The organism is Caldicoprobacter algeriensis (genome assembly GCF_023838525.1).
Classification (GTDB): domain Bacteria; phylum Bacillota; class Clostridia; order Caldicoprobacterales; family Caldicoprobacteraceae; genus Caldicoprobacter; species Caldicoprobacter algeriensis.
Genome location: NZ_JAHUQD010000003.1, coordinates 166,530 through 192,244, shown reverse-complemented (window position 1 = coordinate 192,244; position 25,715 = coordinate 166,530). Strand labels below are relative to the sequence as shown.

Here is a 25,715-nt window from a genome sequence, read left to right as displayed (position 1 = left end):
TTGCCAATACACTAAAATTAAGCACTTTGTGGTTGTCTAAAAAGTAAAAATGTTTTGCCTAGAAGTACAAGTGGTTTTAAAACATTTGATATAACCTCGTTTGGTAATCATTTCTTCAAAAATATTAAATGCGCCCTGCATAAATTTGTAGAAGGTTATAACATCGATTACAACAAAATCCCATCACAACACCTGCTTAAGAAAACTCCTCGTCCTTTCACTGCGCGGATTGCAGAATATCTCCCTAGGTAGCCCTTCCTCGATTATCTCTCCACCATCCATGAATATTACACGATCAGCTACCTCTCGTGCAAACCCCATCTCATGGGTGACCACAAGCATGGTCATCCTATCTTCCGCCAGATCCCGCATAACCTTGAGGACTTCCCCGGTAAGCTCGGGGTCCAGTGCAGAGGTGGGCTCATCAAACAGCATTATGTCGGGCTTCATGGCCAGAGCCCTTGCAATGGCCACCCTCTGTTTTTGCCCACCCGAAAGCTGCGAAGGATAGCTGTTCCTTTTATCTATCAGGCCCACCCTTCTGAGCAATGCCTCAGCCATATCAACCGCTTCTTGCTTGGGTACCTTATTTACAACAATTGGGGCCTCAATGATATTCTCCAACACCGTCTTGTGGGGAAACAGATTGAAGTTTTGAAACACCATTCCAATCTTCTTGCATATCTGGCGTATCTGCTTATCGGGCACATATCGTGTTTTACCGTTTTCATCCTCATACGCAATTGGTTGCCCTTCTATTATGATAGAGCCCCTATCAATAACTTCCAGATAAATAAGGCACCGCAGCAAAGTACTCTTGCCCGATCCCGAAGGCCCTATAATGGCTACTACCTCACCTTTCTTAACGGCCAGGGAAATCCCCTTTAAAACCTGTAAGTCTCCAAACGACTTGTAAATATTTCTTGCCTCAATCATATACATGGTCTCTAACCCCTATTCATATATTGAATAGCGCTGTTCCAATTTGTCAAATACTTTTGTCAGCACATAAGTCATGACCAAGTAAAACACGGCCGCCACTACAAAAGGCGATGTCACCGCGTCCCTGGACACGGCAATCTTGGTAGCCCTCAAAAGCTCTCCCAATCCTATAGCATATACAAGAGCCGTGTCCTTTACAAGGGTGATTTCCTCATTGCTGACGGGAGGCAGTACCCTCCGCACGGTCTGCGGAAGAATTATTCTCCACATGGTCTGCCAGTAAGTAAAGCCAAGCACTTTGGCTCCCTCATATTGCCCTTTGTCAATTGATTGTATGCCAGCCCTGAAGATTTCGGCAAAATAGGCGGCATAGTTAAGGACAAAAGCGATACAGGCCGCCGGAAAATTCTCCAGGGTAATGCCGAAATTGGGCAAGCCATAATAGACAAAAAACACCTGCAGAAGTAACGGCGTACCCCTCAAGAGCCAGATGTATGCACCAACGACATCCCTCAAAATCGTGTATCTAGAAATGCGCGCCAGCGCCAGCAGCACTCCCAGGGGGATTGAAAAAACAGTGGTGATAAAAAACAGCTCTAGAGTAACCACAGTGCCCTGGAGCATGGGCACAATAATCCGTGATACATATTCCAACATGGGTTTTATAACCTCAAGCGTAGGCTTTATAACCTCAAGCAATAACTCTTGCATAACACCTCTCCCAACAAACGAAATAGTGTACATATATCAAAATCAACATTCCTTGCGCACCCCTTATAAAAATAGAAAAGAGGACTGACGGTACATCAATGGCCCCGTCAGCCTCCGGTGTGATAATACGACACAACACTTACTTTTTTATTATATCCTCGCCAAACCACTTTTTCGAAATCTCAGACATGGTGCCATCCTGCTTCATTTCATCCAGCACCCTGTTCAGCGCCTCAAGCAGTTGTTTGTCCTCCAACCTCAACCCAACACCGTATTCCTCGGTACCAAAATTGTCGTCCAAAACCACAAAATTTTCGTTTCTCTTTTCGATGTAATATCTTCCCAGTATCTCGTCTGCCACTACTGCATCAATCCTGCCCACTTTCAGGTCCAGAAGAGCTTCCAAGTTATCGGGATATTCCACCACTTCCGCCAAAGACTCGTAGACCTCTTTATCCTTTTTAAGGGCTTCAAGGCTACTGCTGCTCATCTGCACTCCTACCTTTTTGCCCGCAAGGTCGGCCTTGCTCTTGATGCTGGATCCCTCTGGCACAATTATAATCTGAGTATTCACTAGATAAGGCTTTGTAAAAGCCATGTTTTTCTTTCTATCCTCGGTAATGGTAAGGCCATTCCATATCATGTCAATCTTCTTATTCTTGAGCTCAAGCTCCTTGCTGTTCCAGTCAATGGGCTTAAACTCCACTTCCACGCCCAATCTCTTTGCAGCCTCTTTAGCCAAATCGATGTCAAACCCAACGATGTTGCCCTCCTCATCTCTGAAGCCCATGGGGGCAAATGTGTCGTCAAGCCCTACTATAAACTTTCCAGCCTGCTTAATCCTCTCCAAAGAATCGTCTTTAGCGGTTTCTTGCGCTCCCGAACAGGCACTCAACAAAAGCCCAACCATCAATGACAAAGTTAAAAGCACAATCGTACTCCTCTTCACTTCAATTCCTCCATTCAAGGCTTGTTTGATTTTGAAACAATAATATTATAATTTAATATGCTAAATTAGTAAAGTATTAAACTCCAATAAAATTGAATACTTTCCTGTTACGTGAAAACAATAAGTACTGTTAAATATTATGGATTTAAAGAGGTGTGAAATGAAGCAGGAAATATTTACATTTCCATTGTGGGACGCCTTCCAGGAAAATACCGAGTGCCCTCTATGCCATATAATGGAGAAAGCTGAAGAATCATATATTTCAGGGCTGTTCAGGGATATGGTTAATGATGTAAATTTTCATAGGTCCCTGGAGCACATGAGCTTTTGTTCGACGCATTTCCAGCATCTTTTAAATTACAGGGATAAGTTTGGATTAGCTCTAATTGTGGATAAGATATTAATGCACGAAATGTCAAAGCTGCGTAAGTTCAGAAGGATAATGGAAGTCCCTTATTTGCCGTCAAAATACCATGCTTTAAACATCACAAGGAAGATATTTAACCGATCTTCAAATCAATATGATATCGATGAATCGCCCTGTTTTTTATGCATTCATTCAAAGGATGCTATGCATAGCTATGCTGAGTCCATCATTCAGCTATGGGCATGCAATAGCAAATTTCAATCGCTTTATGAAAACTGCAAAGGTTTTTGCTTCAAGCACTTCTACCTCTTAGTTGAGGAAGCGCAGCGCCTGCTTAGCGGGCTGCAGCTTAAAAAATTCTGCCAAGCTACCTTTTCGCTACAGGAAAACAACCTCAAAAGGCTTAACGATGAATTAAACTGGTTTATCAAGAAGTTTAACTATTACTACATTGACAGTCCGTGGCATACTTCTAGGGATTCACTAAAAAGGTGTATTTTTAAAATAAAAGGTGGCTTCATCAACAAAGAATAAAATACATCGTTCCCAGCCAATCTATATATAAAAATACAAGCAAGGATGAGGGGTTGTACATATGTTAGTGGCGTTTTTTCGAGCTTTAATACTCTATGCCGTGGTAGTCACTGGGGTAAGGATTATGGGAAAACGGCAGGTGGGTGAGCTGCAGCCGTTTGAGCTGGTGGTGACAATAATGATAGCTGAGCTGGCATCGGTGCCCATGCAGGACACGAGTATACCCCTTTTGAACGGAATCATATCCATCCTGGCACTGCTTTTGGTAGAGGTGGTTATTTCATACATCACTTTAAAAAGCGAAAGGGCCAGAACCATTCTATGCGGTTCCCCCAGCATAGTGATACAAAACGGCAAGATTGTACAGAAGGAGCTAGCTCGGTTGCGCTATAACGTAAACGACCTGCTGGAACAGCTGAGAGAAAAAAATATAGTTAACGTATCGGATGTCGAGTTTGCGATACTTGAGACCAACGGCCAGCTAAGCGTTATACCCAAACCGCAAAAGAGGCCGGTGACCGCAGAGGACCTCAAGCTCTCCATCCGGTATGAAGGCCTGCCATACACGCTCATCATGGACGGCCATATACAGCACAAAAACCTTACCAAGGCCGGCCTTGACATCAGCTGGCTGCTCCAGCAGCTTGAAATCCGCGGGCTTAAACCCGAGGACGTATTCTTCGCTTATCTTGACAGCCAGAGAAATTTACAGATAGAAGAAAAAGAAAAGCAGAGGTGAGCTCATTGAAAATACCCCTGATAATGGTAGCAATAACCATCATTTTTATCGGCTTTGCGGTCTGGACCCAGCACAGCCTTGCGACCTCCGCCGAAAAGTTAGAACAAAGCCTGAGCAACCTGGAATCGGCCATCAAAAACGATAACTGGGAGATGGCTAACGAGGAGCTAGAATCTTTCACACGGCTGTGGGGAAAAAACAAAAATTCCTGGCAGATATTTATCAACCATGAAGAAATAGACAATATCGATGCAACGCTGGCAAGGGTAAAACAGCTGGTAAACCTTAAGGCAAAGGCCGACTCACTGTCCGAAATCTCGGCTCTCAGGCTTTTTATAGTCCACATTCCACAAAAGGAATCCCTGTGCCTTGTAAACATACTTTAGGCATAAATGCAACTTGCGTCTGAGTACTCTTCTCAAACACAATTTATTTGTATCAACATACGCTGTCCCTGTAAAACAGATCTCAACCCCAAAATATATCATCATAATTGTCTTCAATATACTCGCTGTAAAAATCTATAAACAATCCAGATTTTGGCGGCTGGCAAGCGAGATCCTCCACCTGTACCCTGCATAAAAAGTCCTGATTTTCAAAGAAGCTTATGGCTTCGTAGTCCCAGGGAATGTCGCTGCGTTCATATATGCCATACCGTTCCAAATCCTTCAAAAACGGCTTTATTTTGTCCTCCGAATCCACATCCACCTCTACGCAGCCCTTTTGCCGCAACTCTTTAACGATTTCATCCGTCTCGCCGGTCTGATAGCGAAAAGCTCTTTCCACACACATCACATCCTTTCTACTTTTTCACATATTGAGTACCTGCCTTAAAAATTTGCCGGTATAGCTGCCCTCCACATTTGCCACCTCTTCGGGGGTGCCCTGGGCCACTATCATTCCACCCCTTTCTCCGCCTTCCGGCCCCAAATCGATGATGTAGTCGGCCGTCTTTATCACATCCAAATTGTGCTCGATGACCACCACGGTGTTCCCTCCATCGGCCAGCCTGTGCAGGATATCGATCAGCCTGTGAACGTCGGCAATGTGCAAGCCGGTGGTGGGCTCGTCCAGTATATATATGGTACGACCGGTACTTCTCTTGCTCAGCTCGGTTGCCAGCTTAACCCTCTGGGCTTCACCGCCGGACAGGGTGGTTGATGGTTGTCCAAGCTTGATGTAGCCCAGTCCCACGTCATACAAGGTTTGCAGCTTCCTGTGAATCCTCGGGATGTTCTCGAAGAACTCCATAGCCTCCTCTACCGTCATATCCAGCACATCAGCTATATTCTTGCCCTTGTATTTTACCTGCAACGTCTCACGGTTATACCGCTTCCCCTTACACACCTCACAGGGCACGTAAACATCCGATAAAAATTGCATCTCGATCTTTATAATGCCATCGCCTCGGCAGGCTTCGCAGCGACCCCCTTTGACGTTAAAGCTGAAACGCCCTTTGTTGTATCCCCTTACCTTTGCATCGCTGGTCATGGCAAAGACTTCGCGTATATAATCGAACACGCCTGTATAGGTGGCAGGGTTAGAACGCGGCGTCCTGCCTATTGGAGACTGGTCGATGTTTATAACCTTATCGAGGTGTTCGAGCCCCAATATCCTTTCATACCGTCCCGGCTTTACGCTTGCGCGGTTGAGCTCTTTGGCCAGCGCCTTGTAGAGGATCTCGTTCACCAGAGTGCTCTTGCCCGAGCCAGAAACGCCGGTCACACACGTCATTACCCCCAGCGGTATTCTGACGTTTATATTTTTTAAGTTGTGTTCGCTGGCTCCCACAACCTCAAGCCATTTGCCGCTGGGCTGCCTTCGCACGGCGGGAACCTCTATCCTCTTTTTGCCGCTCAAATACTGCCCAGTGATGGACTCGGGGGAATTCATAATATCCTCGACGGTACCGGCAGCAACCACCCGGCCACCATGCGCCCCGGCCCCTGGCCCCATGTCTATGATGTAATCAGCCGAGCGTATAGTCTCTTCGTCGTGCTCCACAACGACTACGGTATTGCCTAGATCCCTCAGTCGCTTCAAAGTGCGTATCAGCCTCTCATTATCTCGCTGATGCAGGCCTATGCTGGGCTCGTCCAGTATATAGAGCACCCCAACCAGGCTGGACCCAATTTGCGTAGCCAGCCTGATGCGCTGAGCCTCACCACCCGACAACGTTCCTGCAGGGCGCGACAAAGTCAGATAATCAAGCCCCACATCCACCATGAATTGGAGTCGAGAGCGGATTTCCTTGAGTATCTGATGGGCAATCAGCTGTTGCGTAGGCGTAAGCTTAAGGCCATCGATGAAATCCAGGAGCTCCTTGACCGACAGATTGGTCACCTGGTATATGTTGAGCCCCCCCACCGTGACGGCCAGAGCTTCGGGCTTTAACCTGGCGCCTTTACAAACAGGGCAAGGGGTGCTACCCATGTATGCTTCAATCTCCTCACGGGCTAAATCCGAATCGGTTTCACGATAACGCCGCTGCAGGTTAGGGATTATACCCTCAAAGGGGGCCATAAAATAGCCCGAACCATTGCGGTCATACTTAACCCTAATCTTCTCCCCCCTGGTACCATATAAGATGATATCAATAACCTCTTCCGGCAGGTCTTCAACAGGGGTGTCCAGGCTAAAACCGTAATGCTCGGCCAGCGCCTCCAAAAACATCCTGGCCATGCTATCCCCGTTGCCGCTGTTCCATCCAGGAACGGCAATTGCCCCCTCTGCCAAACTCAAAGAAGGGTTGGGAATTATCAGATCGGGGTCAATCTCCATCAAAACGCCCAACCCGTGACAGTTGGGACAAGCTCCAAAAGGGCTGTTGAACGAAAACAGCCGAGGAGTCAACTCCTCTATGCTGATCCCGCACTCAGGGCAGGCGTACTTTTGGCTGAATAGTATCTCCTGCCCCCCAATCACGTCCACAACTGCCAACCCATCGCTTAAGTTAAGTACCGTCTCCAACGAATCGGTCAGCCTCTGTTCAATGCCCTTCCTTACAACAAGCCGATCGACCACCACCTCAATGGTGTGCTTCTTGTTCCTATCCAGCTTTATCTCCTCCGAAAGCTCACGCATATCCCCATCTATCCGAACCCGCACATAGCCTTCCTTCCTTATGTCCTCAAGCAGGCGTACATACTCCCCTTTCCGGCCACGCACCAGAGGAGCCAGAAGCTGAATCCTGGTTCCTTCCTCCATTCCCATGATGTAATCCACCATCTGTTCAACCGTCTGTTGCTGGATCTCCCTGCCACAGTTAGGGCAATGAGGAGTGCCTATTCTGGCAAACAAAAGGCGAAGGTAATCGTATATCTCGGTAACCGTTCCCACCGTAGAGCGGGGATTCCTGCGCGGGGTTTTTTGATCAATGGATATGGCGGGCGAAAGCCCCTCGATGTAGTCCACATCCGGCTTTTCCATCTGTCCCAAAAATTGCCGGGCATACGCCGACAGCGATTCTATATACCGTCGCTGCCCCTCGGCATACAGGGTATCAAAAGCCAGCGAGGACTTACCGGAGCCGCTGAGCCCGGTCACCACCACCAGCTTATCCCGGGGAATCACCACGTCTATGTTTTTTAAGTTGTGCTCTCTGGCGCCTTTTACATAAATTACCTTGCCGTCAACCATGCGTCAGCCAAACCCTCTTTCGCTCGATATCTCTTAATGTATAAAAAATTTTCTCCTATGGCGATTCAGAATACAGTATAGCAAAAATCCTCACAAAATAAAAGGGAGGAGTATTACTCCCTCCCCCATGCCTTGTCAGCCACAACCCTGTGCTCCTTTGTCCCTACTATTTTGGAAATGCTGCTGGTATCCATCGGCTGATCATTCAAACCATACTTGAGCTTCAAAGTGATAATCCGCTTCACCGACTCATCAATACGCTCCATCGGTATCGTCCCATCGTCGACAGCCTTAATGAGGGCCTCGAAAGCCTGTTTTTGCTTTTCATAAGTGTGGCATATCGACACTATATCGGTACCGGCCAGCACTGCTCGTACAGCCGCATCCTCTATACCGTAGTGCTTTTGTATGGCCCCCATCTCCATATCATCCGATATGACTACTCCATCAAAACCCAGCTCCTGGCGCAGCACTCCCGTAATTACCTCACGAGATAAGCTGGCAGGTACCTTTTCTTGGGTTATATTGGGAAAGAGTATATGGGCCACCATGACCATATCGGCTCCTTCTTCAATGGCCCGTTTAAAAGGTATGAGCTCAAAACTCCTCAAGCGCTGCATATCATGGTTTAGGATGGGCAGGTCCACATGAGAATCCATAACGGTGTCGCCATGCCCCGGAAAGTGCTTAATTACCGGTATGACTCCTCCATCCCTCAACCCTTTCATCAAGGCCACTCCCAGCCGGGCAACAATATCAGGAGCAGTGTCCAAGGCTCTATCATCGATAACGGTATTTTTGGGGTTGCTTAATATGTCAAGGACTGGCGCAAAGTTTAGGTTGAATCCGTAAGCACGCATTTCAGCAGCCGTTACCCTTCCCACATCATATGCCAGCTGTGCTGAGTTCCTCCTGCCCAATATCAAATTTGCCGGGAAACGTGTGGCATCCGCCGGAAGACGATGAACCTTCCCACCCTCCTGATCCGCTGAGATTATTAGCGGAAGACGATTGTTCTTATTAAGTGCTTTTAACTGATTGATGAGACTGACCAGCTGCACGCTGTCTTTGACATTTCTCGGAAACAGTATAACGCTTCCCACGTGGTAGTTCTGTATCATATCCTTGATGGCTCGTGAAGGCTCAAGTCCATCAAAGCCTACAATAAGCATCTGGCCTACCTTTTCTTCCAGGGTCATTTTGTTCATATACTTCTCGATTTGACCTTCCAAAGAAGACGTACCTGAAGGGGGCTCCTGATCATGGGCATTATCGTTTTGTCCATTCGGCTTTTGTTCGGATTGCTGACCTCCTTGTCCTGGCTCCAAATCATCCCGTTTTGCATCTTTCGCCGCCTGTTCCTGCTGCCTTCCCAATTCATTTCCCTCATCACCGCCAAGCGTTTCGCTGTCGTGGTTGACACTTTGACCATCTTTGTCGTTATCGTACATATAAGAGTCATTTTTATCATCATTTAAATCGCACTTCGTATATAGCCTCTTAACAATGGAACAACCTGACAAGGCAGATATCCCTAGAAACAAAAGCAATAATAGAATGACCAATATCTTGTAAATGCGCACCATATTCCTCCTCGGAATCTAACTTTCAACTGGTATCTATATTTTATAACAGAATTGCAATATTAAATATAACACTTTTTAAGGAAAAATATATATTCATATCTCTCCTTTTAAAATTCACGCACTTGTCATCACACTTTGCCACAAAGTGAAAATCTGCTCGCATGAATAATCAGGATACATTGATTCGTCAAAATGAAGCAAAAGACCTCTTTTACCTCCATCAGATACCTTCTTCATTCTTATAATATACTCGCTAATGGTTTCATTCTGCATCTTAGGCCACAAGCCAAAATAACATTTATTATGATCCAAGAACTTTTTCATAACAGTTTCAAAGTCATGCTTTTCAGGATTGCCAAAGTTTATTGCGCGCACCTCGTCCATATCAAGAAGGACTTCTAAAAAATAGTCATTTTTACCACAATAATGTATAAACCCTCCACCAAAAGGCTCAAGTGCTTTTTTCAGATATGGTACAACAAACTCATCGATATGAAAAGGCGACAGAAGGGTTGCACTATCTTCCGAAATTCTCACGCCACCATTTTTCATATAAATACCTCTAACCAATGCATGCCCATGATAACATTCGTTCAACGCTTCGCCTATTGCTTCTTTAAGTTTTATTGAAACTTGTATATACATCTGTGTACAAATTTCCATAAGATCATGTACAAACTGGGGATCATCATAAAGTTCCAAGAAGATATCATCACCATACACCATATGCGCTATATCAAACGGCCCCTGAGTATCGGGAAGGTACACATGGATCCATTCAGGCAAATTTTCTTTGAAAAACCGAATATATTCTAGGGCTTTGCACATCATTTCATTCTTGTCCAGATCGGGAAACTCAAATTTTACTATATCCTGCTTAGTAAGATGGGATACCAACCAGGGATATTTATCTTCAAACACCTGGTACTTAAGACCAAACATAGCAGGAATAAACACCGTTCCGAAATTCGGGCGCAAACACAAAAGGGCATCAAATGTACAGCATGCACAGCATTCTATTTCCTCCAAATGGGCATAAAGCATCTTTTCTTTGCTGTAAAACTGTTCTTTCATATTATAAGTTTTGCCTAAAATAGTTGTGTTTTGGGGTTTCCAAAATATTAAAGGCAAACAATCCACCGTCTCCCCATTTAATACCTTTGCAATTTTTTCTTTTCCATCAGGGGTTACCTTTAGCTTTTTGGCAATGGATTCTATAATATCATCAAACAACGCCAAAACCTCCCAAAAACAGAATTATTGATATAAGCATCAATATTTCCCTTGAACATCATCAACTATATTTAAAAACTCTATAACCTTCGAGTCGGGCGTTGTATCTTGAATATCTGCCATCACTATGTCGCAGGGGGCAAGTTCATCGTAAATTCTCTGTATATCTAACCTTATTTCATCCGCAGTTTTTTTCTCAAGTTCTACAGGGCTGTACATTACTGCCCTCCTTGCATCCGGAAATACTTCTTTTACCCTTTTCATATCCGAAACCATTCCCATATCTATATATCCCATTTTATCAATTTTACGAAGTACATTTATATAAGGCGTTATATCCCAGTTACATGTATGGATACCAAACCTTTCATACTCTTTAGAAAGCATCATATCATAAGGAAGAACAAATTTTTGATATTGTTCCGGCGAAATCATATTCATAACACAATTACTAAGAGACATCAGGTTTATATAAAATCCCGATTTTCTTTGCCTTTCCTGTATAAGCTTTGAAACGTTCAAGATAGTCTGTGCTATGTGGTTAAAAAAGAAATGCACAAAATCAGGATCATCATACATATCCAAAAATATTTCGCTGCCTCTTATTCTGAAGGCATTATTTAAAATACCTTGATAGTTGATATATCCATGTATCATTCCCCATTTTTTCTCTATAATATCCATCTGCTCTAAAAGTTGCACAACTACCGGATTACTGTACAGATCGAAAGGCTTAAGGTTTTCTATCTGCTCCTTTGTAAGATGTTTATCAGCACGAACCCACGGCCAGTCATCCTTGCTATATGTTACCTCAAGCCCATAAACAAGAGGGATAAACACAGCACCGTGTACACCAGAAATTGTTGCGCAGCTTCTTTCAATACCATCTTCATAAAGCGGAGTAAAATAAGGCACCATAGGAAATATTTTGTGGAGATATCCTTTCATTATCACCAAGGTCTCATATCGGTATTCAGGGTCAAGGTGCCATTTTTCAGAAAAATCTATACCCAACCGCCTGTTATACCATCGCGGGCAAAACCCAAGCGATACTCTTAAATAGGGCTCATCGCCGACAAAAGGCTCGCGTGTTGCTGGACCACTTATGGGTATATGGTTTCTTAACCTATAATCTTTCATATAATTAACCTCCAACAGGCTTTATAAAAAAAGAATAAACTTTATTTTCGCGATGGTACCTGCTTCATCAATAGATTTTTTCTATCTCAGCAGGTACAGTTTAAGTTCGTTTTCTATACTCTTATCTTGCCATCATATGGTTTGGTATAAACATTACAATATCAGGCACAAAGGTTAATATAAACAAGAAAATGATCATAACCACAGTCATTGGTAGTGTTTCTTTAATCACATCTTTAAGAGGTGTCCCCGAAATTCCTGATGTTATAAACAAAAGCATACCAAAAGGCGGTGTTAAAAGCCCTATCATCATATTAAGACAAATTACAACCCCAAAGTGAACTAGATCTATACCAAGAGCGTTTACAACAGGAAGTACAATAGGTAAAAATACAAGCTGTATAGTTGAAGTATCAAAAAACATACCTAATATAAGAAATGCAATGTTAATTATAAATAAAAATACATACTTATTATCTGTAATTCCTAAGAAAAAGCTGGCAAAAGTTTGCGGAATACGCTCATTTGCAGCTATATATGAAAACGCAAATGCAGAACCGACTATTAGGCCAAGGTTACCGGTAGTTTTAACTGTTTCTTTTAGTACATTAAAAAGCTCTTTTAGGCCCATTGACTTATATACAAATATCGAAACCACAAGCGCGTATAATGCAGCAACTGCAGCAGCTTCAGTGGGTGTAACTACACCTGTATATATGCATGTAAGTAAAATTACAGGCGTAAAAAGGGCTGGCAGAGCTTTAAATGTAATAACCAGAAACTCCCTTAAAGTATATTGAGGTCCCCTGGGATAATTCCTCTTATTAGAAATATACGCAACGTAAACCATTAAAACTACTGCAAGCAGCACTCCGGGCGCAACTCCACCCAAAAATAAAGCACCAACTGATGCCCCTGAGAGCATTGCATAAATAAGCATTGGAATACTTGGTGGAAATGTGGGTCCTATTACTGCAGACGAAGCTGTTACAGCACAGCTAAAACCATCGTCATATCCTGCCTTCCTCATTGCATCTATTTCCATAATACCAAGTCCAGAAGCATCTGCAACTGCAGAGCCGGTCATACCTGAAAATATGAGAGACGCAAGTACATTCACATGCCCCAATCCGCCCTTCCATCTACCCACTAAGGCATCAGCAAAATTGAACACCTTCTCTGTTATTTTACCAGTATTCATTACAAGTGCGCTAAATACAAATAGAGGAACAGCTATGACAGTATAATTGGAATATAACCTAAACATAACAAGATTTACAATTTGACCAATATTAGCACCTTTTACAAGAAGATACAAAATGGCTGCAGAAAGCATACCAAGAGAAATTGGAATCCTCAGTATAAAAATTAATACAAACATTATTAATGGAACCCATACAGCTGTACTCATATTTTACTACCACCCTTTACATGAAATTTTACATCTCTATATAGCATTATTGGTTATGTTTTCATCAACATCGTACTTTTTAGATATAAGCTTACGTATATCGTTTACAGTATCATAAATTAAATGACTGATTATAAATACCGTAGAGACAAGAAAAGGCATAAAACCTATGTCGAGGGGTATTCCTAAAACTGCCGTATGTGTATTATGGTACGCCATAATATAGCTGTAGGACGGATAGATTGCAATAATAAACGCTATAATCACAAGAAGATTACCCAAACAGTTTGCTATTAACCTTCCTTTAGAAGAAAATTTTTCATAAATAAGAGTAAAACAAACGTGCTCGTGTTTTCGCGTAGTATAGCATGCCCCCAATATTGCCGTCCAAACATAGGTTAAGTTACTAACTTCAAATGACCAGTCAAGAGGATAATTAAATAAATATCGCGCGAAAATTTCTACAACAAATACTATAAACATTATTAAAAATATAATTAAGGGAATATATATTTCTACCGTATCAAGCAACACTTTCCAAATTTTTCTCGAATTCATCGATATCCTCCCTTAATTAAAACTTTTCCGGTCCTTATTTTAAAGGACCGGATTTGCACAATAAATTCTATTTAGCCAGCTCCTGAATTTTATTATAAAGTTCCATATCCCATTTACCGGATATCTCTTTGTTGTCAAGATACGCTTTTTGAACTGCATTTCTGAATGCTTCTTTATCAGGTTCAATAACCGTAAGTCCTTGTTGCTTGAAAAACTCCACAAGCTCCTTTTCTGCATCAAGGTTCTTTTTATCACAATATTGTCTTGCAACTTCTACGGCTTCCAACATTTTTTTCTGCAAATCTGGCCCCATTTCCTGCCATACCTTTTCGTTAATAGTTGGCCATACTGAATCAATAACATGCTCAGTAAGTATAATATACTTGGTAACCTCATAGAATTTTGCATTTTTAGTTGTTGGAAGCGGGTTATCTTGTCCATCGACAGTACCCGTTTTCAATGCCAGATAAACTTCGTTAAACGCAAGAGGCGTAGGATTTGCCCCCAGAGCTTTCCCTAAAAACAGCCATGCTGGAGTATTGGGCATTCTTAGTTTAACACCTTTTAAGTCGGCTGGAGTTTTAACTTCTCTACCAATATCTCGCAAATTCAATTGCCTAGCACCAAGATAAAAGGCAGCAAGCGGCCTTGCTCCTATTTTTTTGGCAACAGTATCAAATAATTCACGACCAATTTCACCGTTTAACACTTTTGTCATGTGATTATAGTCTTTAAAAATATACCCTGCAGTAAACATTGAAACTTCCGGTACTTTTTCAGCAATCCACTGAGCCGACATATAGCACATTTCAAGATCGCCTCTTATAGTAGCTTCACAGTCTTCCCCTTGACCATAAAGAGAACCAGAATGGTAAACTTCAACCGTTATCTGACCATCAGTGCTTTTCTCTATGGCTTCTTTAAATTTATAAAGAGCTTCTGTATGAGCATCAGTAGGAACCGATGCCGTAGAGAAACGCAGAGCAAACTTCTTTGATGGCTTTTTCTCTTCTGTTTTCTGGTTTGACTCATTTCCAGGAGTAGCCTTTTCATTTGTTCCAGTATTTTTATTGCAGCCTATTAAAGTAAAGCTTAGAATAATAGATAAAACCAGCAATAAACTCAATAATTTTTTATTCATAAATGATCCCCTTTCTTTGGTAATATTGAATATATATCACAACATCCCATAAACTTTAGTTCATAGGATGTTATCAACACATATTAAGCTTATCCTTTTAGAGCTAAAAATTCTTGTCTATATTCCATAGTGAGATTATAAAGGTATTCCACCTGCAATTTCATTTCAGGAGTAAAATCGTTTAAGCTTCTTGATCTTGTATCCAAATTTATAGCTAGACCTTCAAGCCGCAGGTAGTATTTTGCACTAATGGGATAACACTGAGATTCTATAAGAGACGCAAGGCTCAAAAAACTTTCAAGTTTTTTAAGCTTTGTATCTTTAGATTGAATGTTATCCATAAGGCTTACATATAAATCAGGATGAAAATTGGCCATTACTCCCATATAACCTGCCACACCAAATTCCATTGACTTGACAAGAGTTGCAGTATTAGCATTGTATATTTTGAGATTGGAACCAGAAACCGCTTTGCATTTCGCTGATAACAATTCTAAGTCACACGATGTATCCTTCATCAAGAAAAACCTCTGTGTAGCAGCACACCATTTTAGCAATTCGGGCGACAACAATCTTTTGTATGGATATGGACACTCATAAATGCCTAAAGGAATATCAGTAATTTCTTTTAATATAAGTTCAGTATTTTTTTTCCAGACGTTATCATCGTCTTCCTGGCGTGCAAGTCTGTTACTGATTAAAATTAAAGCATCAATTCCGGTATCAACCATTCTTTTTAATTCTTCTATTTGATCATCTATTGACTCCGACACATGCCCCGATGCAATCACAGGTACTCTACCACAAACTTTTTCTTTTACAAAACTCGCTATATTTACCCGTTCTCTCAATGAGAGGTGAAACATTTCACTGGAACCGCAAACTGCAAATAATCCATCTACGTTGTGATCAATATACCACTCTATCAAATCTTCCAATGCTTTATAATCAATTTTGTTATCATTTGTAAAAGGAGTTATCATTGTAGGCCAAACTTTTCCATATGATAGCATCATTACTAACCTTCTTTCCTTTTGAGTTCTTTATTTATTGATTAAACTTAAAATTTTATTGTCTCAACTATATAATTTCCAATATCCACCAGTATGTATATAAGTTATATGATACGATTTGTATTACAATATAGAACAATATCTCTTGATATAGGCAAACCATATTTAATTTAAAAACAACACTAATTTTATTCAAAAAATTATTACAATAAAAAGGTCTCGGCTTTCTTCTTAAGTCGCATAAGAATAGAAGCATATTCTCTTATCTTATCTTCATTAAATCTAAGTGATGGCCCAGAAATACTTACAGCACATATAGGTAAACCATTTAATCCTTTTATAGCAATTCCTACGCATTTTATACCGTATTCATGCTCCATATTATCCACTGCATATCCCTTCATACGTATATGCTTTATTTCTTCCCATAATTTTTCTCTGTCAGTTATTGTGCTTTGCGTATAGGCCTCCAACGGCCTGCTTAGTATTTTTTCAATCATATCATCAGGCAAAGATGCCAGTAAAGCTTTACCTATAGCTGTACAATAAAGAGGCGCTTTTATACCTATTATATTTCTAGTCAATGTAGAAGATAGGGGAAAAACGGCATCTATATATATTACCTCTTCCTCATATAACACCCCCAAATAAACAGTTTCGTTAGTCTTATGAGATACATCTTCCAATAGTGGCCTCAATGTCTTTCTTACATCATAAGAAGAATACAAGTTATAACTCAACTTAAGAACTTTAAGTCCGAGTCTATATTTCCCGTTTTTAGGATCTTGTTCTAAATAACCACACTTTTTAAGTGTATCTACTATATTAAAAACACTACTTTTATGCATATCAAGCTTTCTGCTTATCTCTGTAACTCCCAGCTCTGGTTCTTCCGGGGTAAAACACTCTAATATTTTTAACGCTTTCTCTAGTGATTTAATTTTTACTTCCATATTACACATACCCTTTTGTGCTATATTATAAAACATTGTTCTACTATCTACAAATAATATATCATTTATTTAATAATCTGTCAAGCACCTCAGAATTAAAAAATATAGTCATTAAGCGTAAACTCAAGCGATACCTGCACATGTATATTGTTAGAGAAAGAACCAACCATTATATCTGCCCAGCAATTTTCTATCCCCATACGATTTTCAATGTTGTGATAGCATAACGAATCATAAAGAACATCAAATTCAACCGTCACTCTTTTATTTTTTCAATGAATCTCCATTTGTAGGCCTTAAGCTCTTTTTCAAGCTGTATCACCTATGTAAAACCTCTTGCGTACATACACTTGTACGACCTCTTCGCCGTCATACGATCCTTCATTATAAATAGTAACCCTTACCTTGATCCCATTTTGTTCCTTAGTCATATGTACGTCTTCATATTTAAAGGTTAAATAGCTCAACCTATATCCAAAGGCATAAAAAGGATTTAAATCCACCTCAAGATAGCTATTCCTCAAGAATTGCTTTTTATCCATAAGATGCTGTAAGTAGTATATCAAAAGTTGTCCCGATCGTTTAGGTAGAGTTACAAGAAGCCTACTCGCAGGGTTGTAATCACCAAACAATACCTGCGCTATAGCTGAAGCACCTTCCATGCCAAGTTTCCACCCTTCCAATACGGCATCCATGTATTGGCTCTCATATGAAAGCTCGGGAAGCCTTGCATTGCACAGCACTAATACTATAGGTTTCCCAAGTTTTTTGGTTCCTTAAAGAAGAAATCTCTGTTCATACGATAGATGTATTTATACCGGGTCAACTGACTCTCCACTATCGTTCCCATTGCCCATACCACTGGTATCACCACACACAGCAATTACGATACTAGCTTTTGATGCCGCCCGTACCGCCTCATCTATCGAGAAAAAGTCGTGAACGTTGTGGTAATTATACGTATCCTTAATTCCCTCCGCAAGATACACTTTAGTATTAGGCGATACCGTTTCTTTTATTGCCTCGTACACCGTTTTTGTATTATAGAAAAGCTGTTCATATGTAGTCTGTTTCTTTTTAAAGAAAAGCGTACGGGCTATCACTTTATCTTCCGTTAAACTGTCAATTCTCAAATTAAAACAGAAAATATTTTCAGATTAATTTAGCTGTAAATTACCAATAATTAGTGAATATCTTCAAATTAAATAAGACCGTTTTTCAAATTAAGGTGGCATTCAGCTTAAAATCAAGTTAAAATGCAGTCTTGTCAGATATCTTTCTGCTGTGGTATCATAATAAAAAGTTGAGGTAGCAAATGCTGCCTCTGTAGAATAAAGTTGGGGAGAGATACATTAAAACATACACATTTGAAATCCTGTAAGTGCGATTTTAACCAGCTCAGCACGCTTTTTACCAATGCGATTCAGCAGTGTAGGGTTTAAATCACCTATTGTAGAAAACATCTTTTTGCCATGATGATATCTTGCATAGTAGAGAATGAGTTCGGTAAACTCATTCTCGCTAATTTTTAAGGCAATGTAATCGTCAGCGGCTTGCTTAATCTGCAGCGCCAACATCTTTATTGTTGTGGGGTTTCTCAGTATTTTTTCGTACCTTTTGGACTTGTTTTGTACCATAATTGTTCTACCTCCTCTACAGGGTAACTTCGTTTTGAGCTTGATAGACAATCTCTTCGTCTATCAGCATTTTGTTTTGACTGGCGGCAAACATAAGACAGGTGGTGGCTAAGTTGTTTACCAGCCTGGGGAACCCTTTGGTATTGGCATAGATGGCCTGCAGTGCAGCTGGTGTAAAGATATCCTGTGTAAGGCCAGCAATTTTCAATCGTGTTTTTATGTATTCCGGTAGTTCGTCTTTAGACAAACCTTGCAGTGTATACTTAACAGTCAAGCGCTGCCTTAAGGGGCTGTTGATATTGAGGGATAGCTTGGTTCTGATAAGAGGCTGGCCGGAGAGTATTAGGATAAAAGGATTTGAAGAATCCTAAACATGTCTATTCATCCTCCTTCATCATGCTAGCAAAGGAAAGAGATGTGAAAAGGCTGCCGGACAAGTCAGGTACAGGCTCAGAGAGTTCTTCGTAAGTGCTGGTATCACTTTTTCTGGTGTTTTCTGTGTGGCGTCTTTTTAGGTGGGCATTATCGTGGAAATCAACGCGGTAAGCCTGCCCCACTTTTTTCCCCTCATAGTAGAGTTTGAGGGGGATTTTGCTGTTGCTCTTTAGCCATTCAGGGTCGTATCTAACTTCAAGGCGCATACCTGCAAACTTTTGGTCGGTTTCATACAGATAATTCCCCACCTGCAGTGTAGCGTCGTGATATACTTTACGGCTGACCCGCACAAGGAAGATTTCATCCAGCTGGTTCAAGTCGTTAACTTGTCTAATCCGCGATACCTGTGACATAAAGAAATCGAAGGGGCTCATACCGATAGCGCTGTGGTGTTTGTGCTGGTAATCCTCATTGAGCCACTTAAAATATTGTTCATTTAAGTCTTCAAGGCTTTTAATGGACTTAGGGTCAAGCCTGCTTAAGAAACGCATCCTGACCGTATTAAAGAACCTTTCGATTTGCCCGCGGCCCTGCGGCATAAAAGGTTGAGAATGAATGAGCGAACAACCTAACGCTGCACATATGTATTCCAGCTGTTGAGAACGGTAAATGCGGCCGTTGTCAGTGTAAAGCATCTTGGGTATACCCCTTTTGGCTACCGCCTCTTTGAATGCTAAGCGCATGGCTTCAAAATTCTGACTTAGATAGAACTGGGAATGAACACAAAATCGAGAAGCATCATCAATGAAAGCAAAAAGATAGGTTTGTCTCTTCGTTTTGCCATCCTGTATATATGGGCCGTACATAACATCGGTTTGCCACAGCTCGTTGATATATTCATGTGAAAATCGTTTAAGTTCCTTTTCCTCTTCCCTGGGAATGCTGCACCCTTCTGCTGTTTTTAAATTTAAATCCTCTAAAAACCGGTAAAATGTAGATAAAGATACCTGTTTAGGGAGAATTAATCCTTCACCCACCAGAGTCTCATAAAGCACCGTGATCGGCATTCGGGGATTGTCTGCTTTTTTCTGTATAATTTTTTCAGCCAGTTCGGCATTTATCTTGCGGCTTTTACCTTTGTCAGTCCTATAGCCCGGCTTTAAGGCATCAATACCTCCACGCATGTATTCGCTAAGCCAATGCTGCAGGGTTTTGTATGAATACTTACGCGGCCCATAATACGGCATCTCAATCGGGTCCTGACAAAGCTCCTTGAAGTACGCCTTCTGATTTTCTACCTGCCCGTTGAGAACCGGGCTTATGAGTGAAAACTTCTTTAAGGCAATAGCTTCCCGGATACTATCATCCAACATCTTTCATACCTCCTTAAACTGGTATGCCTGCTCGAAATCAGGCTGTGTTTTATGATAGTATTTTAAACCGCCAGGTCGCTTAAATAAAGGAAAATCAAGTGTTGCTGGGCTTTTTTTAAATCCTTCTTCCTATTACCTTCTTTTGATGCTAAAATTATTTGAGAAGGGTGAGGAATGATTTGCGGCATGTGTCGAAGAACCTTTGGGAGAAGGTGTGGATTGAGGGGAATCGGGTTTTGACGATGCCGAGAATCTTCCTTGCCCTCTCCCTTTTTTCTAGGCCTGCAGGAGGCAGGGTTATGCTGCTGCTTATCTGTCTTAGACCATATTCGATAAAATTGAGGTTATCTTTAAATCGTTTTGTATAAAAGTACATGTGCTGCCTGCTGATTGAAAAACCCGGATACTGCTTTTGAAGCTCATAGAGGCACAAGTTTAAGCTGCATTTTCGGTTCAATGCTTTCTCTATACACTTTAGGATAATTTCACTGCAGTACTGGAAACGAGGCAAGCAGAAGTGGGGAATGAAGGATACTGTTTTGCCACAATAAGGGCAGTAATACCTACGAATGAGTATTTTTCCACCAAAACCGGCTTTGATATAGTACCTGTCATAGAATCCGTGTTTTTTCATTTGAACAGGCATCCTGCATTTGGGGTTTGTACAGCGGCCAGGTGCTTTAGGGAAAGGAAAGTTTTTACCTTGTTTAACGTATTCCTCTACCGTGCAATGTGCTTCAAACATAATTTGCATGGTGGACCACCTCCACCATGATTGTACAAAAAAAGAATGCTAAAATAAATCGAAAATTTTTGTCGAATTGTTTTAGCATTCATTTTGTTGTCAGATTATTTAATCTGACAATTTTACCTGGATTGGGGCTAAATTAATTTGAGAATTTATATCAAGGGTCATGCGAGAAATGAGGTCTTTAGCGCGCTGTTCAACAGGCTTTTAAGGGTCCTTAATAAAAATTATATAAAATCACTCTCCTCCTTGCTTTTTATGCTAAAAAGCATATTTTAAACAAAACTTAATTAAGTATACGACATACACCCAAAAAAACAAAGAGGATGGTTTTAAAACGCCATCCTCTCTCTTTGATTACAACCTCTCTAAAATCTTCACCCCATACGGCGGAAGTGATATACGGCCTGTAATATCTTCACCAGTTATCATATCCTTAAACCGCATCTCTTTGAGATCAACTTGCCTCTCTTCGGGCACAAAATTGAGTATGAAAACGAAAACCCTTTCCCCATCTGTGCGCATCTGTGCTGTTACTCCCTGCGGCAACTCAGTATCAACTGCCCTCTTAAGATTCAGCTCCCTAATGAGCGCTCCATAAAAATCGGTGAGGAAATCCCCGTTGTTCCTAAATGCAATATAATACGCCTTGCCCTTACCAAAGGAATTTACCGTCAGAGCCGGCCTGCCGGCATAGAAATCGCTCTTGTAAGTGGCCAGCACTTCAGCAGATTCTGCGTGTATCAAATCGCACAGTTCCCTGGCCTCATACTCGCCTTTAAGCCCCAGTAGATTATCATCCTTCAGCACCACATGGTTTACATCGTGGTCGTACAGCGCATCTATCTCCTCAGACCATATTCCGGTCACCTTTCTCAAAGGCCCGGGGAACCCTCCAAGGAAGCACAGATCATTTTCGTCCACAATGCCGCTCCAGTATGTGGTTACAAATGTACCTCCTTCTTCCACAAATTTCTCTATCCTCTCAGCCACTCCTGGACGTACCATGTACAGCATAGGAGCAATAAGCAGCTTATAACCCGAAAAATCGCAGTCCATATCTATAACATCCACGGGCACACCATTTTCCCAAAATGGCCTGTAATGGGACTGGCAGGTCAACAGATAGTCCTTTTTCTCCCGCCGTGGCCCCTGCGCATCGTCTATTGCCCAACGGTTTTCCCAGTCATAGATTATCGCAACCTCTGGCCTTACCGTCGTACCTATGATAGGATCCAGCTTCTCAAGCACCCTGCCCACTTCTGCAACATCCCCGAAGACGCGCGTATTCTCATGACCGCAGTGGTCAACCACCGCACCGTGGAATTTTTCCACACATCCCCTACTTTTGCGCCACTGGAAGTATTGCACCGTATCCGAACCGTGAGCCACCGCCTGTATAGACGACAGGAGGTGCATACCCGGCCGTTTTAATTTAGCTACCTGCATCCAGTTGGTCATACTGGGCGTGCTTTCCATGAGCATAAAAGGCTTTCCACCCTTTAGCGAGCGGTTTATATCGTGCACAAAGGCCACTTTGTATGCAAGTTCCCAGTCAGGCTCCTCGCCGTGCCATCTTGGATAGTTATCCCATGAAATCACGTCGAGCTCAGGAGCAAATTTCCAATAATTCAGCCCAGTATACGTCCCCATAAAATTGGTAGTAACAGGAACATTTGGCGTAATTTCGCGCAATGGAGCAATCTCGTTTTTCATGAACTCAATGGTCTGATGGGTTACAAACCTCTTCCAATCCAAATTGAGTCCATGGATAGACCCTTCCCCATGAGGTGCGGGAGACTGTATTTGGTCCCAATCGGTGTATGTATGGCTCCAGAAACCCGTCCACCACGCACGGTTGAGCTTATCCAGATCGTTGTCATACTTCTTCTTCAGCCACTCCCTGAAAGCCTGCTGGCACAGCTCACAGTGGCATTCACCCCCATATTCATTGGATACGTGCCATGCCAGAAGGGCAGGGTGATCCTTGTAGCGCTCGGCAAGCTTTTGATTTATAAGGCGCGTCTTTTCACGATACACAGGCGAGGTATAGCAGTGGTTGTGTCGCCCTCCAAACAGTATTCTTTGACGATTTGGTAAAACCCTGAGCACCTCTGGATATTTCTGAGCCAACCAGGCCGGCCTTGCCCCGCTGGGAGTAGCTAAAATGGCATATACTCCGTTCTCAGCCAGCTTGTCCATAATGGTATCTAGCCACCCAAACTCGAACTTGCCTTCTTCAGGCTCTAAGCTGGCCCAGGAAAAGATCCCCACCGACATCACATTGCAATGGGCTAACTTCATAAGGCGCATGTCTTCATCCCATACCTCGGGCGTGTCTTTCCATTGATCAGGATTGTAGTCACCGCCATGGAGAAAATGCGGAAACTTTGGGTTTATAGGGGGATACTTCATCGGTTTCATAAACATCACCTCTCAAAAAAATTTTTATCGCTGGCAAATCGTTCCCACCCAATTTGTTATCCCCGTACCGCAGAATACCATTACATGCCTAGCGTAACTACGTCAGCTTTATGTTGGTGAGTAAGTTCAGTCAACCCCGGCTTTTCATAAGTCCCGCTTTTTAGGCAGTAGATAGTCCACTTGCCACACCAGCAAATACCCTAAAGTTTAATGTCAACAAGTGCAAATTAAATGTATATTGTAAATTGTGGTAAAACCCTTATAATATAACTATATTGATAGTGTACATTGCCCAAAGCCCAAATTCAATCTCAATATATTGATGCATATATGGCTATATTGATCTATAGGGGGTAATTCCTCATGAGAACAGTGTTTACAATGGTTACAGGAGAAGAAGACAAACTCCCATTTCACGTTAAAGGCGTGGGAATACAGCACCATCAAGAACACATCATAAGGCCATCAGGGCTTCCATATTACCAATGGCTTCACTCCACCAAAGGAAGCGGAAAGCTGATCATCGCAGGAAATGAATACCGAATCTCCGAGGAAATGGGTTTCTTCTTGTATCCCAATATACCTCATGAGTATTTTGCCATCACAGAACCCTGGACCACCCACTGGCTCACATTCGATGGACCAGCCCTTGACCCATTACTCGACCTGCTAAACATGGGCAAATGGAACGTTTTCCACATATCATCCCTGCAAACCCTCGACAGACTGCTGGATGAGATATATCTCTCGATATGCTCTGAAAGCCCGCTTAAGCTAGTAGAATGTTCTTCGCTGCTCTACCAGTTCCTGGTAAAACTCAGGGCCTGCACTCATACGGAGTCATCATCAAATACTTCCGCACCATACAGGCAGCTCCAGCCAATCATCAATTACATGGAACAAAACTATTTTTTGAGCCCCTGCCTAAACGACATGGCGTCTATAATAAAGGTCAGCCCACATCACCTGTGCCGCCTTTTTAAGCGCACCTTTCACATGACACCGTTCCAATATTTGACAAGGCTTAGAATTCAAAAAGCCAAGGAACACCTGATACAGGTTCCTGGTGTCACCATAAAGGAGATCGCACAGAAGGTGGGTTATAGCGATACCAGCTATTTCTGTGCCGTGTTTAAAAAATACGAGGGAGTCACGCCCATGGAATTTAAAAAGATCCACGGTGCAACCTGAAGCATCAGAAAGCCCTTTGGGCAAAGAATATCACCAAGGGCAGCGTGAAAAGGCAAAGCAGCGTCGTTACAACCACCGTCTGGGTGGCAAACTGGTGCTCATTTTCAAACTCCACCGCGATCAATACCGTATTTACAGCGGTGGGCAGCCCCCCGGCTATAAGAAGCGTCTTAGCCATCACGCCGCTAATTCTGAAAGCTACAATTAACAAATAGGCCAGTAAAGGCGCCACGCACAGCCGCATAAAAGCCGCCAGATAGACGTCAAAGTCCTTAAAATTGAAGCTCACCGAAGATAGCTGAATGCCCAATATCAGCAGATTAACCGCAATCATAGCGTCGCTTGCATACACCACAGCCGGCCACAGGAAAAACTTTCGCACATCATAGGGGATTATTTTTAGCAACAACACCAGCAAAATAGTATAGACTGTAGGCATTTTAAAAACCGCCTTAACAGCGGATTTTAAATCCATCTTCCCCCTTGCCGCATTATAAAACCCCAGAGTGTAATTTAGCAAATTCTGGCTCATCATGACCATGATCTGATTCGATACCGCGTATTCCAGCATAGGCGTATTGGCAAACACCAGGCTTATCAAAGGCAAACCAAAATTGCCTGAGTTGTAAAACATTATTGCATTTTTAAAGGCGTTTTTTCTTGAATCGCAATAGCCTCTTAACCTGGCCGGGATTATGCTTACAACAGAAAGGATTAAGACAAACGCAACAGTGAAAAACGCCGGCATCAAAAGCTTAATATCAACATCCGTCTCGTACATCTTTACGATCATTGTAGAGGGGACCAGCACATATACGCTTATCTTGCTGAGGGAACGGATATCCAACCGAAACCCCTTTCCCAATATATAGCCCAGGCTGATTAAAAAAAACACAGGAGCAATATTGTGAAGCAGTATATGTAGCAGCATCTGTTTACAACCCCTTTCCTATCCACTTACAGCCGTTCAACAGTTACCATTGTAGCATCAAAACAACATGGCATTCAACCAACCTTAAATTTAACAAAAAACGGAGTGACGAATATAATG

The 25,715-nt window shown here is 42.2% G+C and carries 24 protein-coding genes and 1 pseudogene; 4 read left to right on the top strand and 21 right to left on the bottom strand.

The window, feature by feature from the left end:
• Nucleotides 1-183: 183 nt before the first annotated feature.
• The 3 genes from KVG29_RS03125 to KVG29_RS03115 form a co-directional block, all read right to left on the bottom strand.
• Entirely contained in the window at nt 184-942 is a 759-nt protein-coding gene (locus KVG29_RS03125) for an amino acid ABC transporter ATP-binding protein (RefSeq protein WP_276576357.1), read from the bottom strand.
• A gap of 12 nt (nt 943-954) precedes the next feature.
• Complete coding sequence (locus KVG29_RS03120; RefSeq protein ID WP_252226482.1) at nt 955-1,596, bottom strand: amino acid ABC transporter permease; 642 nt, start codon at nt 1,594-1,596, stop codon at nt 955-957.
• A 196-nt stretch (nt 1,597-1,792) separates the two neighbouring features.
• A complete protein-coding gene (locus tag KVG29_RS03115; RefSeq protein WP_252226447.1) occupies nt 1,793-2,602 on the bottom strand; it encodes an amino acid ABC transporter substrate-binding protein in 810 nt (269 codons plus the stop codon).
• 160 nt (nt 2,603-2,762) lie between these two features.
• Between KVG29_RS03115 and KVG29_RS03110 the strand changes: the two genes are divergently transcribed.
• From KVG29_RS03110 to KVG29_RS03100, 3 genes are all read left to right on the top strand, one after another.
• Nucleotides 2,763-3,503 (top strand): DUF6062 family protein, encoded by a 741-nt coding sequence (locus tag KVG29_RS03110; RefSeq protein WP_252226445.1) that lies wholly within the window; start codon nt 2,763-2,765, stop codon nt 3,501-3,503.
• Between the two features lie 61 nt (nt 3,504-3,564).
• The gene (locus tag KVG29_RS03105; protein WP_252226443.1) at nt 3,565-4,242 is read left to right on the top strand and encodes a DUF421 domain-containing protein; all 678 of its coding nucleotides are present in this window, start codon (nt 3,565-3,567) and stop codon (nt 4,240-4,242) included.
• On the top strand, nt 4,239-4,628 hold the full coding sequence (locus tag KVG29_RS03100; RefSeq protein WP_252226441.1) for a DUF4363 family protein: 390 nt from the start codon (nt 4,239-4,241) through the stop codon (nt 4,626-4,628). Before KVG29_RS03105 ends, KVG29_RS03100 begins: the two co-directional genes overlap by 4 nt.
• Before the next feature lie 82 nt (nt 4,629-4,710).
• On the opposite strand, the gene KVG29_RS03095 is transcribed toward KVG29_RS03100, so the two are convergent.
• The 17 genes and pseudogenes from KVG29_RS03095 to KVG29_RS03015 all read right to left on the bottom strand — a co-directional run bounded on the left by KVG29_RS03095 (nt 4,711) and on the right by KVG29_RS03015 (nt 23,479).
• The gene (locus KVG29_RS03095) at nt 4,711-5,028 is read right to left on the bottom strand and encodes a hypothetical protein (RefSeq protein ID WP_252226439.1); all 318 of its coding nucleotides are present in this window, start codon (nt 5,026-5,028) and stop codon (nt 4,711-4,713) included.
• Between the two features lie 24 nt (nt 5,029-5,052).
• Nucleotides 5,053-7,881 carry an excinuclease ABC subunit UvrA gene (gene uvrA / locus KVG29_RS03090; protein ID WP_252226437.1) on the bottom strand — a complete coding sequence of 943 codons (2,829 nt, stop codon included), beginning with the start codon at nt 7,879-7,881 and terminating at the stop codon, nt 5,053-5,055.
• Nucleotides 7,882-7,994: 113 nt separating this feature from the next.
• Entirely contained in the window at nt 7,995-9,464 is a 1,470-nt protein-coding gene (gene nagZ / locus KVG29_RS03085) for a beta-N-acetylhexosaminidase (protein ID WP_252226435.1), read from the bottom strand.
• Between the two features lie 117 nt (nt 9,465-9,581).
• Nucleotides 9,582-10,700 (bottom strand): uroporphyrinogen decarboxylase family protein, encoded by a 1,119-nt coding sequence (locus KVG29_RS03080; RefSeq protein WP_252226433.1) that lies wholly within the window; start codon nt 10,698-10,700, stop codon nt 9,582-9,584.
• Nucleotides 10,701-10,739: 39 nt separating this feature from the next.
• Nucleotides 10,740-11,714 (bottom strand): uroporphyrinogen decarboxylase family protein, encoded by a 975-nt coding sequence (locus KVG29_RS03075; RefSeq protein ID WP_252226431.1) that lies wholly within the window; start codon nt 11,712-11,714, stop codon nt 10,740-10,742.
• 247 nt (nt 11,715-11,961) lie between these two features.
• Complete coding sequence (locus KVG29_RS03070) at nt 11,962-13,251, bottom strand: TRAP transporter large permease (protein WP_252226430.1); 1,290 nt, start codon at nt 13,249-13,251, stop codon at nt 11,962-11,964.
• Nucleotides 13,252-13,287: 36 nt separating this feature from the next.
• Nucleotides 13,288-13,809, bottom strand: a complete 522-nt coding sequence (locus KVG29_RS03065) for a TRAP transporter small permease (protein ID WP_252226428.1) — start codon at nt 13,807-13,809, stop codon at nt 13,288-13,290.
• A gap of 67 nt (nt 13,810-13,876) precedes the next feature.
• Nucleotides 13,877-14,950 (bottom strand): sialic acid TRAP transporter substrate-binding protein SiaP, encoded by a 1,074-nt coding sequence (locus KVG29_RS03060; RefSeq protein WP_252226427.1) that lies wholly within the window; start codon nt 14,948-14,950, stop codon nt 13,877-13,879.
• A gap of 89 nt (nt 14,951-15,039) precedes the next feature.
• Nucleotides 15,040-15,966 (bottom strand): dihydrodipicolinate synthase family protein, encoded by a 927-nt coding sequence (locus KVG29_RS03055; protein ID WP_252226426.1) that lies wholly within the window; start codon nt 15,964-15,966, stop codon nt 15,040-15,042.
• 200 nt (nt 15,967-16,166) lie between these two features.
• Complete coding sequence (locus KVG29_RS03050) at nt 16,167-16,916, bottom strand: IclR family transcriptional regulator (protein ID WP_252226413.1); 750 nt, start codon at nt 16,914-16,916, stop codon at nt 16,167-16,169.
• 308 nt (nt 16,917-17,224) lie between these two features.
• Nucleotides 17,225-17,671, bottom strand: a pseudogene (locus KVG29_RS03045) (glycoside hydrolase family 3 C-terminal domain-containing protein); the annotation flags it as partial.
• A 57-nt stretch (nt 17,672-17,728) separates the two neighbouring features.
• Complete coding sequence (locus KVG29_RS03040) at nt 17,729-18,019, bottom strand: hypothetical protein (protein WP_252226409.1); 291 nt, start codon at nt 18,017-18,019, stop codon at nt 17,729-17,731.
• Between the two features lie 249 nt (nt 18,020-18,268).
• A complete protein-coding gene (locus KVG29_RS03035) occupies nt 18,269-18,553 on the bottom strand; it encodes a TIGR04540 family protein (RefSeq protein WP_252226407.1) in 285 nt (94 codons plus the stop codon).
• A gap of 16 nt (nt 18,554-18,569) precedes the next feature.
• The gene (locus KVG29_RS03030) at nt 18,570-18,800 is read right to left on the bottom strand and encodes a hypothetical protein (RefSeq protein WP_252226406.1); all 231 of its coding nucleotides are present in this window, start codon (nt 18,798-18,800) and stop codon (nt 18,570-18,572) included.
• Between the two features lie 130 nt (nt 18,801-18,930).
• Nucleotides 18,931-20,301, bottom strand: coding sequence for a DDE-type integrase/transposase/recombinase (locus KVG29_RS03025; protein WP_252226405.1), 1,371 nt, complete (start codon nt 20,299-20,301; stop codon nt 18,931-18,933).
• A 154-nt stretch (nt 20,302-20,455) separates the two neighbouring features.
• On the bottom strand, nt 20,456-20,947 hold the full coding sequence (locus tag KVG29_RS03020) for a DUF6431 domain-containing protein (protein ID WP_276576363.1): 492 nt from the start codon (nt 20,945-20,947) through the stop codon (nt 20,456-20,458).
• 459 nt (nt 20,948-21,406) lie between these two features.
• Nucleotides 21,407-23,479 carry a beta-galactosidase gene (locus tag KVG29_RS03015; RefSeq protein ID WP_420840518.1) on the bottom strand — a complete coding sequence of 691 codons (2,073 nt, stop codon included), beginning with the start codon at nt 23,477-23,479 and terminating at the stop codon, nt 21,407-21,409.
• A gap of 357 nt (nt 23,480-23,836) precedes the next feature.
• On the opposite strand from KVG29_RS03015, the gene KVG29_RS03010 reads away from it, so the two are divergent.
• Entirely contained in the window at nt 23,837-24,664 is an 828-nt protein-coding gene (locus KVG29_RS03010) for an AraC family transcriptional regulator (RefSeq protein WP_252226399.1), read from the top strand.
• Between the two features lie 4 nt (nt 24,665-24,668).
• Here the strand turns inward: KVG29_RS03010 and KVG29_RS03005 are convergent, their stop codons facing one another.
• A complete protein-coding gene (locus KVG29_RS03005) occupies nt 24,669-25,595 on the bottom strand; it encodes an AEC family transporter (RefSeq protein ID WP_252226397.1) in 927 nt (308 codons plus the stop codon).
• Nucleotides 25,596-25,715: the final 120 nt, after the last annotated feature.